General features: G+C 65.2%; 8 protein-coding genes. 2 read left to right on the forward strand and 6 right to left on the reverse strand.

Features of this window, described 5'->3' with window-relative positions:
* Positions 1 to 24 precede the first annotated feature (24 nt).
* The gene (locus AC26AR_RS03775; protein WP_488107564.1) at positions 25 to 2,139 is read right to left on the reverse strand and encodes a DNA topoisomerase III; all 2,115 of its coding nucleotides are present in this window, start codon (positions 2,137 to 2,139) and stop codon (positions 25 to 27) included.
* Between the two features lie 70 nt (positions 2,140 to 2,209).
* Entirely contained in the window at positions 2,210 to 4,117 is a 1,908-nt protein-coding gene (locus AC26AR_RS03780; protein ID WP_077371752.1) for a hypothetical protein, read from the reverse strand.
* 254 nt (positions 4,118 to 4,371) lie between these two features.
* Here AC26AR_RS03780 and AC26AR_RS03785 point away from each other — a divergent pair, with 254 nt between their 5' ends.
* Together AC26AR_RS03785 and AC26AR_RS03790 are read left to right on the forward strand one after the other, a co-directional pair.
* A complete protein-coding gene (locus tag AC26AR_RS03785) occupies positions 4,372 to 5,331 on the forward strand; it encodes a homocysteine S-methyltransferase family protein (RefSeq protein ID WP_240499581.1) in 960 nt (319 codons plus the stop codon).
* Positions 5,332 to 5,438: 107 nt separating this feature from the next.
* Entirely contained in the window at positions 5,439 to 7,265 is a 1,827-nt protein-coding gene (locus AC26AR_RS03790; RefSeq protein WP_077371759.1) for an SEC-C domain-containing protein, read from the forward strand.
* Positions 7,266 to 7,456: 191 nt separating this feature from the next.
* On the opposite strand, the gene AC26AR_RS03795 is transcribed toward AC26AR_RS03790, so the two are convergent.
* The 4 genes from AC26AR_RS03795 to AC26AR_RS03810 all read right to left on the reverse strand — a co-directional run bounded on the left by AC26AR_RS03795 (position 7,457) and on the right by AC26AR_RS03810 (position 12,687).
* Entirely contained in the window at positions 7,457 to 8,701 is a 1,245-nt protein-coding gene (locus AC26AR_RS03795; protein ID WP_279874240.1) for a glycosyltransferase family protein, read from the reverse strand.
* Positions 8,702 to 8,771: 70 nt separating this feature from the next.
* Complete coding sequence (locus AC26AR_RS03800) at positions 8,772 to 10,229, reverse strand: WecB/TagA/CpsF family glycosyltransferase (protein WP_488107565.1); 1,458 nt, start codon at positions 10,227 to 10,229, stop codon at positions 8,772 to 8,774.
* Positions 10,226 to 11,308 carry a glycosyltransferase family 2 protein gene (locus AC26AR_RS03805; protein WP_488107566.1) on the reverse strand — a complete coding sequence of 361 codons (1,083 nt, stop codon included), beginning with the start codon at positions 11,306 to 11,308 and terminating at the stop codon, positions 10,226 to 10,228. Before AC26AR_RS03805 ends, AC26AR_RS03800 begins: the two co-directional genes overlap by 4 nt.
* Positions 11,305 to 12,687, reverse strand: a complete 1,383-nt coding sequence (locus AC26AR_RS03810) for an oligosaccharide flippase family protein (protein WP_488107567.1) — start codon at positions 12,685 to 12,687, stop codon at positions 11,305 to 11,307. The genes AC26AR_RS03805 and AC26AR_RS03810 overlap by 4 nt, the downstream gene beginning before the upstream one ends.
* Between the last annotated feature and the right edge of the window lie 136 nt (positions 12,688 to 12,823).

Genomic DNA, 12,823 nt, shown 5'->3' on the forward strand with positions numbered 1-12,823 from the left:
GAGCGGGCACAGAGGCGAAGTGGCTCATTGGCTGGGGGATTTGCGGCGGGAGCCGGCCGGCTTGCGAGTGCCGCTCGAGCGTCGGGTGCTGCCGGAGCCGGCTTCCTTACTTGTGCCGGTCTTGCTCGTACTGGTCTTGCTCGTGCCGGTCTTGCTGCGTCGAGAGGTTCCGCTCTTGCGCCGCGCACCATTGCCCTTGCGTGCCCCGGAATTCTTGCGCGGTGTCGCGCCACCCACACTGGCCAGTGCAGCGCTCAGGCGGCTGGCCGAGCTATCAGCCAGCAGGGCACGCAGGTCATCGACCAGCTCGCTCAGAAATGGCGCTGCCGGATCGCCCTGCTCGTGAATCATGCTCAGGCGCTGTTCCCACAGGGCGGTACGTTCGGGGCGGGAGACGGCGTCCGGCAGCGCATGGATCAGGGCGCGACCGATACGAGTGGAGCGCATGGCCTGGCCATCGCGCACCAGGTAGCCGCGATTGATCAGTGTCTCCAGCATGCCCGCACGTGTCGCCTCGGTGCCCAGGCCATCCACATCACGTAGCGTCCGGCGTACCGCGTCATCTTCCACGTAGCGGGCGATGTTCATCATCGCCTGTATGAGACTGGCATCATTGAAGGGCTCCGGCGGGCGGGTCTCCTTCTCCTCGATACCGCAGTCGAGCACGCAGGCCGGCTCGCCTTCCTGCAAGGCGGGCAGAGGAAGCGGGGCCTTGTCGTCTGCCGGGGCCTTGTCGTCGGATGCCTGTGCCGCGCGCTGGAACAGCACCTTCCAGCCTTCGTCGATGACGCTGCGGCCACTGGCGCGGAAGGGCTCCTTGGCGAAACGCAGCTCGACCTTGACCTCACGATAGCGGTAGGCCGGATAGAACTGGGCCAGCACGTTGCGGGTGATCATGCGGTAGAGGTTGGCTTCGTCACGCGACAGGCGTGCGTAGTCCGGCTCGCGCCCTGTCGGTGCCAGGGCATGGTGGGCGCTGACCTTGGCGTCATTGAAGGCCCGTGAGCGCAGGCTGAAATCCGCGCCGCCACTGAAACGCTCAAGCTCTTCATCGCCACTGCAGGCACTGATCATCAGATTGGCCATGCCGGCATGATGCTCGCGAGGCAGGTAGCGGCAATCGGAGCGCGGGTAGGTGATCAGCTGATGTCGCTCGTAGAGGGCCTGGCAGGTGTCGAGCACCTTCTGGGCAGGCAGGCGATAGCGGCGAGCGGCATCGACCTGAAGCGCCGAGAGCGAGTAGGGCAGCGGCGCGGGCTGGGACTTGTCGCTGGCCTCGACGCTCTCGACGTGACCATCGCCCGGGGTCTTCAGTGTTGCCAGATGGCGGGCGAGGCGCTCGGCGGGGCGGCTGTCCAGCAGGCGGCCCTTGTCATCCAGTGGCAGTCGAGTGCCCTTGGCCGCGAGTCGTTGCAGCCACGGGGAACTGGGGGCATGCCACCAGGCCTTGAAGCTGCCGGTCGCCACGCCGGCCTCGATCCACAACGGGAAGAAGGCACGCGGCTCGAAGGCTTCGATCTCCTCGTCGCGACGCACCACCAGCCCCAGCAGCGGTGTCTGCACGCGCCCCACCGACAACACGCCATCATGGCCGGCCTGACGGCCCGTCAATGTCCAGGCGCGTGTCAGATTCATGCCATACAGCCAGTCGGCGCGCTGGCGGGCCAGCGCGGCTTCGTACAGGGGTTGCCAGCGCTGATTGTCATCCAGCTTGTTGAGGGCACGCGTGACGGCGGGGCGGTTCATGTCGCTGATCAACAGGCGTTTGACCGGCCCACGCCAGCGCATGTGCTCGAGCACTTCCTGCACCAGCAACTGGCCTTCGCGATCCGGGTCGCCGGCATGTATCACCTCGTCTGCCAGCTTGAGCTGTTCTCGAATGGTCTTGAGCTGGCCGCGTGCCTGACTGCGTGGCTTGAGTTTCCACTGTGCTGGAATGATCGGCAGGTGATCCAGTGACCAGCGCTTGAAGCGCTCGTCATAGTCGTCCGGCGGCGCCTGTTCGAGCAGGTGGCCGATACACCAGGTGACGCGAGTGTCTCCGGCATCGATATAGCCGTCGCGCTTGCTGCTGCGCCCGGGCAGGGCCTCGGCGATGGCGCGGGCGAGGCTGGGCTTTTCGGCGATGATCAGGCGCATCGGTCATCCTGGCGGTCAGTGGCACGTTGCATGGTGATCCATACAGTATGCCGCTGGCACGGCGCGGGGATCAATCGTCGTCGAGGGCACGGCGTGCCTGAACGAGCGCACGATACCAGTCGCGGTTGGCGGTCTGGATCAGCGGCGGGCGGTTGGAGAGGTAGCTGATCGGGTGGTGATCCGCCGGCTGGTAGTTGCTGAGCATGTTGAGCGTCGCCTCCCGCGCCCCGAAGGTGTCGCGCAGGAAGTCGATCGCCAGCGGTTCCAGTTCAACGCGATAGTGACGCACCAGCGCGATGGCCAGCGATTCGGCGGTACGTGACAGGTCGTCGTCGATCTCGCGCACCATGGCACTGCCGAGTGCCGCCTTGGCGGCGGCGGACTGGTTGGGCTCCAGCTGGCCGAAGTAGGCGGCATTCGAGCCATTGATGGCGCGCTGGACGGCCGGGCGTGAGAGGTGGATGTGCGGTTCGAGCGCCAGAGCGATCTCGATCGCCATGGCCTTTGCCTTGTCGACGCCGACGCGCAGGATCGTCTCGCGGGCCTGAGAGGCGATCTCGCTGTCGACGCGCTTGATGTGACTCTTGCTGAGGTGATCCGCCAGGTGCTTGCAGACCTCCGCCTTGGCTTCGTCATCCAGCGCGATGGTCTTTTCCTGGATGCGCAGACCGCGCCGCCCCGGCCCGACACGCAGGCGGGTGGCATCGTCGGACATCTGCGAGGAGATATTCTCCCAGCGCTTGGACATCTTGAGGAAGACGGCGTGGCTGCGACCGACCTGCTCATAGGCACTGGTGACCGTCTTGTAGAGGCGAATGGCGTTGGTGAGGATGTCGGCGCGCGTCCGCAGGGCGCTGCGGTGTTCACGGTCACCCTCGTTGACGGCGATCGCCAGGTGCGTCACCTGCTCGGCGAGCGCGTCCATGGCCTGGGTGGAGCGCTCCAGCAGTACCTCGGCCCTGAGCCCGGAAGCGGCATCTTCCACCAGAGTGCCGGACTGCTCCGCCAGATAGACCGTCAGGGCCTTGAGACGTGAAAGCCCCGTCGCCTGGCGGATGCGGTAGCGGGAGCGGGCGTGCTCGAGATTGTCCAGCGTGCGAGCCAGCTTCCAGCGTCCACGATATTCGAAGGTCAGCAGCGGGATCTTGCGTCCGCTGATCAACTCGAAGGCCAGGATCAGCATCTCCTCCACGTCCTGCATCGTCATCAGCAGGTCGTTGTCCTGCTCGATGGCGGCCAGCACACGCTCGATGAAGTTCTCGTCACGAGGCACGCCCTTGTGCAGATCCGGCGCTCGGCCCTCGAAGCGCTCACGCAGCAGGCCGATGGCCTCGGGCGCCAGCTCCGCCAGCTCATTGAACTGGGGCTCGAGCCATTCGCGGTTCAGGGTGTTCATGTCGCGGATACGGGCGTGCAGACCGATGCGACGATAGACGTCGATCTGACTGATGATGCGGGCGGCGTCACGATCATCCAGCAGCTCCAGCGCCGCCAGTTCCACGCCTTCCGGTGCGAGATCCTGCTTGCGCAGCAGCATGGCAGCGGCTTCGCGGCGACGGGCATCACCTTCCAGGCTCTCGACGATCAGGTTGCGCGTGGCGAGGATCAGCTCAGGCACGGTATCGATGACGCGCTCGATCTTGGCCTCGGTGCGGTCATAGCGGCGAGAACTGGTCAGGTTGTGGGCGATGTTGGCCACGATCCCCGCGACACCGGTGATGACGGTGTAGGAGATGAAGAAGATGTAGTTCTCGAAGGTGGGTTCCTTTCCATACCCGAGCAGATAGCCCCCCCAGGCACCGATCAGCGTCACCGGGCCGGCCGTCCACAGGATCTGCATCAGGCTCACTGACCATGGCACGCGCTCGACGGCCTGGGTGATGCGGCGAATCTCGTCCCGGCCTTCACGCTCAAGACGCACCTGGGGTGCATCATTGGCTGGGTTGGCGCGGGGACGAAAGAGACTCGGCAGCAACAAGACAGACTTCCTTCAATCAATGGGGCACGTCCGCGAGACGCGGCATGGGCTTGCGGGGCAGGCAGGGGCAGCGCAAGGGATCGCTGGCGAAAGGCGCTGCTAACAGTAGCACTGGCGACCCATTTCGCTCCAGTGAGCGGCACGCCGTCACGCGCCTGACCATGCTAGAATTTCGCCGCGGCTGACAGCCAGGCGTAGGCCGCCAGTTCATCAGTTCAGATGCTGCAGAGACATCGAATCGCTCAGGAGGTCGTGTGGAACAAGTCGCAGTAACGGGGGCGCCAGCAGGGGAAGGGGCGCGCGCCGGGGATGTCGTGCTGCTGGACGGCGGCATGGGGCAGGAGCTGGTGCGTCGCAGCGGTCGTGAGCCGACACCGCTGTGGTCCTCCCAGGTCATGCTGGATCAGCCCGAGCTGGTGCGTGATCTGCATCTGGATTTCATTCGTGCCGGCTCCCGGGTCATCACGCTCAATACCTATACGGCCACGCCCCAACGCCTGACGCTGGCGGGAGTCGGCGAGACCATCGGCGCCGTGCATGCGGCCGCTGGCAAGGCGGCGCGGGATGCCATCGCCCTGAGTGGCGAGACGGATATCCGCGTGGCCGGTTGTCTGCCGCCTCTGGTCGCGACCTACCGGCCCGATGTCGCACCGGATCAGGAAGAATCGCTGGCCAGTTATCGCACCCTGGTGGCGCTGCAGGCGCCCTTGGTCGATGTGCTGCTCTGCGAAGCGCTGTCCTCGCATGACGAGGCACAGGCCGCTGCCACTGCAGCGCTGGAAAGTGGCCTGCCGGTGTGGGTCTCGTTGACCGTGAAGGACGATCTGAATGCGACCCTGCGCAGCGGTGAGCCGCTGGCGGACACCGTCGCCATGCTGGAAGCGCTCGGCGTGGATGCCATTCTGATCAACTGCAGTGCGCCGGAGGCCATACAGGGTAGCCTTGACACGCTGCTTGGCAGTTCGCTGCCGGCGGGCGCCTATGCCAACGGCTTCACGTCGATCGCGGCGCTCAAGCCCGGCGGTACCGTCAAGGACCTCAAGGCGCGCGAGGATCTCGGGCCCGAGCAGTATGCGGCCCATGCGCTGGGCTGGGTGCAGCGGGGACTGCGTATCGTCGGCGGCTGCTGCGAGGTCGGTCCGGCGCACATCGCCTGCCTGTCCGAGCAGCTCAAGGCGGCCGGTCATCGCTGTGTCTCCCGACTGGGGGAGTGAACGATGAGGCGTGAGGCATCATCGTGATAGACTCCGCCTCCTGCTTCGCAGGCCCCGTCGGGCGCCATGTCCGCGGGGCCGTGAAACGTTTTTTCTAGGGAGATGCCATGCTTGCCGAGTGGGTCGAACGGCTCTTGAGTTACGCCAGTGGGGCACTTGATGCCATCCGCTCTGATGAATCTTTTCCTGCCTTCATGCAGTGGGCGCATTCGGAGGGGGTGAATTACAGCGGTGGTGATGAGGCGCTGGCGGTAGCACTGGCACCGGTGCTGTGGAGCCAGACGCCGCTGGTACGCCTCGATTTCGCCTGCGAGCCGCTGGCACCGCCCGGTCGCAACGAGCCCTGCTGGTGCGATTCCGGCCGCAAGTACAAGCAGTGCTGTGACAAGGTCCAGTTGCCGCCGATACCGGAGCACCTGATGTGGATGCTGTCGCTGCGCGAGTTCAAGGGCGAGCAGCTCAAGGCCGCATTGGCTTCGCGGCTCGCGCCGGCTCAGGCGCTGCTGGAGGCGGGACTGATCAGTGCCGAGGCCGGTAGCCGCGGGCGTGCCCAGCAGATCATGGAAGCGTTGTTTGACACCAGTGACTGGTCGCGCCTTCCGGAGCAGGCCGAGCCTGGCTTCGAGCTGCTGCTGGATCTCTATCAGGAGCGCGGCTTCACTCGCAAGAAGGCTCTGTTGCTGGATGAGGTGCTGGAGCGTGGTCCCGCCTTCCTGCGCGGCGTGGCACTGGAGCATCAGTGCCTGCTGCATCTGGACAGTGATGACCTCGGCTCGGCGCGAGCCGCCTTCGTCCGCGCGCAGCAGACCCTGCCGGACTCGCCGACGCTGGCCTACATCGAAGCCATGCTGCTGCTGCATGAAGGGCAGCCGGAAGAGGCGCAGGAACGTGCACGCTTCTGGTGGCGGCGTCTCTCCAAGCAGAAGGATATCGAACCGGGGCAGCTGGAGTTCCTGGCTGATCTGGCCGAGAACCCGCGTGCGACGCTCGCCGAGCAGATGGTCAATTCCGACGAGTCACTCTCGGATTCACTGGCCTCGCTGCAGGCGTTGTTCGAGGTGATCGAGCACCCGTCGCGTCTGGCGCTGGAGACTCAGGACGACGGCAGTCTGCTGTTTCGTCAGAATGCCGAGCAGGCGGTGACACTGGGACTCTGGGAAGCGGTATTCCCGGCGCGGATCGAGGAAGAGGCAGCGCTGGCGCTGGATGTCGACCCGTGGGAAACCCAGGACCCCAACGAGTGGCTGCAACAGCTGTGTGCCAGTCCCGAATGGCTGGATGTTCCTGCGGTCTGTCAGGGATTGATCCTGGCGCTGGCCAGTCGTTTCGGCAGTCTGCCGTGGATGTCGGACACCTTCTTCGTGCCGTTGGCGCGTCGTTTCGAGCGCTGGCTCGACCAGATCGAACAGGCCGGCGGCCTGCTGCGCTGGGAGGATGGTGACAACGCCCAGTTGCTGCGTTGTGGCCTGGGACTGGTGATCGGCATGGAGCGCGGTGAGCGCGAGCGCTCACGTCAGCTGGCGGAGCGCCTGCTCAAGCTGGACGAGGAAGACAGTCTCGGTCTGCGCGAGCTGGTGCTGGATCAGCTGCTGCGCGAAGGCCGCGATGATGAGGCCGTCACCCTGGCGGAGCACGATATCTCACGCCGTGCCCTCGAGGATGAAATGCCGTTGCTGGGCATTCTGATGGGGCATGTGCTGGCACTCTATCGTCTGGGACGTCAGGCGGATGCCGAAGAGGCACTGGTGATCGTGCGCGAGGCCAACTCCCATCTGATCAGCCTGCTGGTGGCGGAGCACCCGCGGCCGGTGAGTCTGGCGGTGGAAGCGCCGGAGCCCGGCACGCGAGGCGAGGCCTGGCAGTATCGCACCCTGATGCGCGATCAGTGGAAGCGCAGCGAAGGCGCACTTGCCTGGTTGGCCAAGCACCGCTGAGCCGGTGTCAAGGGGCGCTCATGCTGCCTGGCGAGTGATCGCAAGCGCTCACATGACAAGGCCTCGTGTGCCAAGGTCCCGTATGACGAGGCCCGAAGGAAAAACCCCGCAGTGCTTAGGCACTGCGGGGTTTTTTTGTGCCTCGCCTCGTATCGTGAGGCGGGCTCAGGGAGAAGCATGTAGGGGGACGATCACTGCTGCTTGCCTTGCTGGCGCAGCCGCCAGGCTTCCCGCAAGGCTGCGCGCAGGCCCGGGGTCTGCCCGACCTGAATGGCCTCCAGCGTCGCGGCGAAGGCGTCCGGCGTGGCACGCCAGTCAGGAGGCTGGAGAGCCCCGGCGCTGCTGACGCCGACTCGGTCCAGTGGGGGCGGGGCATGTTCCGGCAGTATGCCCAGCAAGCGCATGTGACCGTTCTGTACCTGGCGCAGACGATGCACGAGAGCCTTGTGGCGCGCTCCCAGAGGTCGGACCGCCACGCTGATCAAGCCGGCCAGGAGACGTTCCTGCCATTGAGGGCGTGCCGGGTTGCGATAGGCCACGCCACGCTGAGAGGCTGCTCCCGCCTGGCGTCGGTCCTTGAACCAGTGGGGCGCGCGCTCATCGAGTGCCTCCCCTTCAAACAGGATGCCGGCGGTCATCTGTTGACCACCATGCACACGGGTGAAGGGCAGGATGACGCAGTCCTCGAGCATGGCGCCTTCTTCCACATAGCTGCCCTGCTCGACACAGCAGCGTCCCTGCAGCAGCACGCCGGGCTCCACATGGGTGGTGATGCCGGCAAAGCCTCCGCTGAGGCGCGATTCATCCAGGCGCGTCGCGCCGGCGGCATAATAGACGTGGTGCAGGTCCTGCTCGCCGGGCAGCACACCGCGCTCCCCATGGGGTGACAGGCGTGTGTCGTCGGTCGCCAGAGCCTGCATCACCAGGGCGTGGTAATGCGACAGCGAGCCCAGCAGGGCTGGCCCCAGCCGGGAGTTGTCGCGCACGTCACGCCAATGCAGTCGGCCAAGGGCCGGGTCCTTGAGAGAGGATGGCAGGCAAAGCGGTGCCTCAAGCGTCATGGCCAGCTCACTGATGTCCAGACTGTCGGGCATGAACCACTCCGGCATCAGCAGTACATCGGCGCGCAGTACCGGGGCGGGCAGGGCCGCCATGGCCCCGAGGCGCTTGAGCTGCTCGCGCGGGTCGCGCTCCCCGGGCATCGGCAGGATGTCGAGCTCGATCCCCCAGCGTGAGCCATCGGCGAGTCGTGCCCGGAACCATTCGGGGTCACGGGCGATGATCAGACTGATATGCGTCACGCCGCGCCCGACCAGCAGATCGAGATTGCGTTCCAGCACGCTGCGGCCGGCAATCGGCAGCAGGGCCGGAGAATAACGGCGGTCAATCGGCGCGATCTCCTGACCGAGGCGGTCTGCCAACAGGATCACATGCATCGCAGACCTCCTTGGCATGCATCGTGAGAGTGACGCGCTGCAGGGCGCGTGGCGAGGTGGGTATCACGCATCAATAGGCTCCGCGACTGGTCAGGACGGCAGGAATCGTGCGCAACAGCAGCTTGATGTCCTCCTTGATGCCCTGACGGTGCAGGTAGAAGAGATCCAGATGAATCTGTTGCTCGAAGGACAGATCGGAGCGTCCGGACACCTGCCACAGGCCGGTCAGCCCCGGGGTGGCATCCAGGCGCATGCGGGCGCGAGCCTCATACAACGCCACCTCGCGAGCGAGCGCGGGGCGCGGCCCCACCAGCGCCATCTCGCCGCGCAGCACGTTCCACAGTTGCGGCAGTTCATCGATGGACAGCTTGCGGATCACGCGTCCCACCCGCGTGATCCGCGGGTCCTGCTTCATCTTGAACAGCACACCGCCCTCACTCTCGTTGGCGGCCTGCAGTTCACGCAGGCGCTCTTCCGCGTCGATATACATCGAGCGGAACTTCCACAGCTTGAAAGGCTTGCCATGCCGACCGATGCGCTCCTGTCCGAACAGGATGGCCCCGGGGGATTCCAGGCGAATGGCCAGCAGAGTGCCCAGCAGCAACGGTGACAGCACCAGCAGCACACCGCTGGCGCCGACGATGTCCATCGTGCGGCGTGCGCGTGGGGTCAGCCAGTTGCTCACTCGCCATCGAAAATGTCGCCAGTTGGAGCGTGACTTCATCCACAGGCCTCGGCCGGGGATGGCCTCCTCGCCATACTTGCGCACGCTCAGCAGGAAGCTCGGATTGCCAAGCACATAGCGCTTGAACATGCGGCGTGGCTCCATCAGCAGACGCCAGGCCCACTCCATGCCAAGCTTGCGCACGACACCTGGCGCACGCGGAATGCGTTGGGAATAGAAGTCGAACAGACCGCCGACGCCCATCACCACTGGCACCTGGAGGCGCTCTCGGTGTGCAGCGATCCATTTTTCCTGAGCGGGCACGCCCATCGCCACCAGCAGCAGGTCAGTGCCCTGATTGATCTGTGCCAGAACGTCCTCGATGATTTCCGGCCCGATGAAACCATGGTGCACGCCACTGATCTCCAGATCTGGCCAGCGCTCCTTGAGTTTCTCCGCCATCCGCTCGGCGACGCCTGGCGCGGCCCCGAGCAAAAACAGCCGCTTGCCATCCTCGACCAGCATGTCGCACAGATGCGGCAGCAGGTCGGTGCCATTGAGGTTGGCTTCCAGCTCCTGGTCGAGCATGCGGCAGGCCAGCTTCACGCCACTGCCATCCGGCAGCAGCAGGTCGCTGTCATGCAGTACCTGCAGGTAATACCGATCATGCTGTGCCACGTTCAGGCAGTGCGCATTGACGAAATTGACCGTGCGCGGCTGCGGGTCGCTGATCCAGCTCTTGAGCAGGCGCAGACAGGTCTCGAGACTGGTGTTGACGAAGGGCACGCCCAGCACCTTGACGTGAGGCAGTGTCCTGACGTGCTCAGTGGTGAAAAGCGTCTGATCGATGGATTGACTCATCATGGCGACTCCGCTTCGTGAGCGTCCTGCTGGCGTTCTGGCGTGACGGACCGTGGGCGTGGATCATTGTCGATTTTCTTCTTCTGGGCCTTGCCGATGATGCCTTGGGCGAGCCCTTCACAGCGCAGATAAAGGCGCTCGGGCATCACGCGCAGCATCAGTGCGGCGCCTGCCGTGGCCGCAGTGCGGCCGAATTCGGCCTTCCAGATGCCTGGCCAGGCCTTGATGGCGCGGCGGACATAATCCCAGGCGGCCTTGCCGTCACGCAGTCGAATCGCCTGGCGTGCCAGATAGCGCAGCTGGTAGGCCTGGGCGCGGGGATACCATTGTTCGATGAAGTCGGGCGCATAGGCGCGTGTCAGCTCGACGATCGCCAGCCAGCTCTGGTACTGGCGCTCCAGCTGTGCGGAAAGCCCGCCTTCATTGAGGCGGTAGCGGGTCAGCGGCTCGGGAATGCCTTCCACCGTGGTACCGGTCTTGAGGGCGATGCGTGTCCAGCACTCGATGTCTTCGCTCTGACGCAGGCTTTCATCGAAGTAGCAGGGCAGCACGCCACCTCCCTTGACCTCGCAGTCGAAGGCGATGGCCTCGAGAATCTCGCCGCGGATGACTGGCGCTGAGCCGTTGCCCACCGGGTTGCGACAGAACAGCAGCCCCGGCGTGATGTCGGTCAGGCTCGGCATCTGGTAGTAGTCCAGCGGTGCGCCGTCGGCATCGATGAAGGCCGAGCGCGAGAAGGACAGGCCTACCTCGGGGCGTGCCTCGAGGTGCTCGCGGTGGCGCGCAAGTTTCGCGGGCTCCCAGATGTCATCGGAGTCGAGGAAGGCCAGATAACGGCCCTGTGCGGCGCGCACGCCGGTATTGCGGGCCCCGGCCAGACCGCGATTGACCGGATGAGAGATCAGTGTGATGCGCGGGTCGTCATAGGCTTCGCAGATCGCCCGGCTGCCATCGGGGGAGCAGTCATCGATGATGAGCAGTTCAAGATCGCCATCCTCCTGCGCCAGCACGCTGTCGATGGCGGCCGTGACGAAACGTTCGACGTTGTAGATCGGCATGATGACCGAAAAGGTCGGGGTCATGGTCTGGCCTCCTGGACGTCCCTGTCTGGGGAAAGCGATGCGGTGGATGCTGCGTGAAGTGTGTCTGGCGAGTCTGGTGGCTGGGTCGATGTATGTGTCATCAAGCCGTCCTGAGCGAGGATCAGTCGGCGTGTCCACAGATAGCCGGGCAGGGCGGCCAGGCTGATGCCGACCAGAATGCCGGCCGCGACGCCGTTGATGCCGAAGGGCACGCCAGCGAACATGCCGGCGCCGAGCATCAGCGTCATGAAGATCTGCAGTTTGAGGTCTGCCCCGGGCATGCCCTGGGCGCGCAGCAGCTGGCCGCAGCTGTCGAGCAGAATGCGCGGCAGGGCCGAGAGGCAGATCAGGATCAGGATCGGCAGGGCACCACGCTCGACCCAGGCCTCCCCGAACAGGATCGGCACGTACCAGGGCGCCAGCAGGCTCTGGGCGATGATGGCGGGCACCGCGACCAGCGCGAACAGGCGCATGCCGTGGTGCATGCGCGCCAGTCGCTCACGCGAGGTCATGTCGCCACACAGCTGCGGGAAGATGGCGGTGGAGTAGGCGCGCAGGAGGCCAAGGCTGATACCGAGTCCGGCATTGAAGGCGAAGAAGTAGACCCCGAGCACGTCCATGGCGAACAGGGCGCCGACCAGCAGGTAATCCATCTGCTGACGTAGCACCGAGACCACCTCGACGCCCATCATCGGGCGCGCGAAGCGCATCAGCGGACGCGACCACAGCGTGGAGGGGCGCTCATCGATGCGCCATGACTCGCACCAGCGGTAGCTCAATGTCCAGATGGGCGTCACGATCAGTTTGGGCAGGATCAGCGCCCAGAACCCGGCTCCCATGGCGGCCAGCAGCATCACGCCGAGTGCCTCGCCGATGCTCTGGCCCATCTCGATGCGGGCCGTGATGTGCAGGCGGTTGCTGCGCAGGATGCGCGCCGCGTTGATGGCGGCGGGGGGCAGCATCGGGAAGATCAGCGCCAGCGCCATCAACGGCAGGGTCAGATCGGGAGCGTCATAGAGGTAGGCCAGCAGCGGGGCCAGTGCCATCTGCAGCGCCATCAGGCCAAGGCACACCACCCAATTAAACCAGTAGGCATCGCGGCACAGGCGTTCATATCCCTCGCGACCGGCCTGCACCAGGGCGGGTACCACGGCGGCATTGGAGATGGCGTGCATGATCTCGTGTGCGGTGAGCACGATGGCGGCGATACCGAAGGACTCCGGCGCGACCATGCGCGCCGCCACCAGGGTCGCGCCCAATCGCGCGATGCGGTGCACCCCTTGCGACATGCCCATCCAGGCCAGATTGCGGATCAGGCGGCCGTTGCCACCGTCTCCGCCACCTGACAGGCGTGTCTTGAGTCGCGTGATCACACCCATCGCCTGGCTCCCTGGCTTGTGGTGCCCTTTGAAGGCATCTGGTCTTGTCAGTCATGCTTTTGAACGGCTGGTGTAGCCACTCTAGCGCAATGTACTGATGAATTGGCGTGATCTGACGCAGTCCTGTTCCACTATC

The organism is Cobetia sp. PS-4MA (assembly GCF_057670765.1).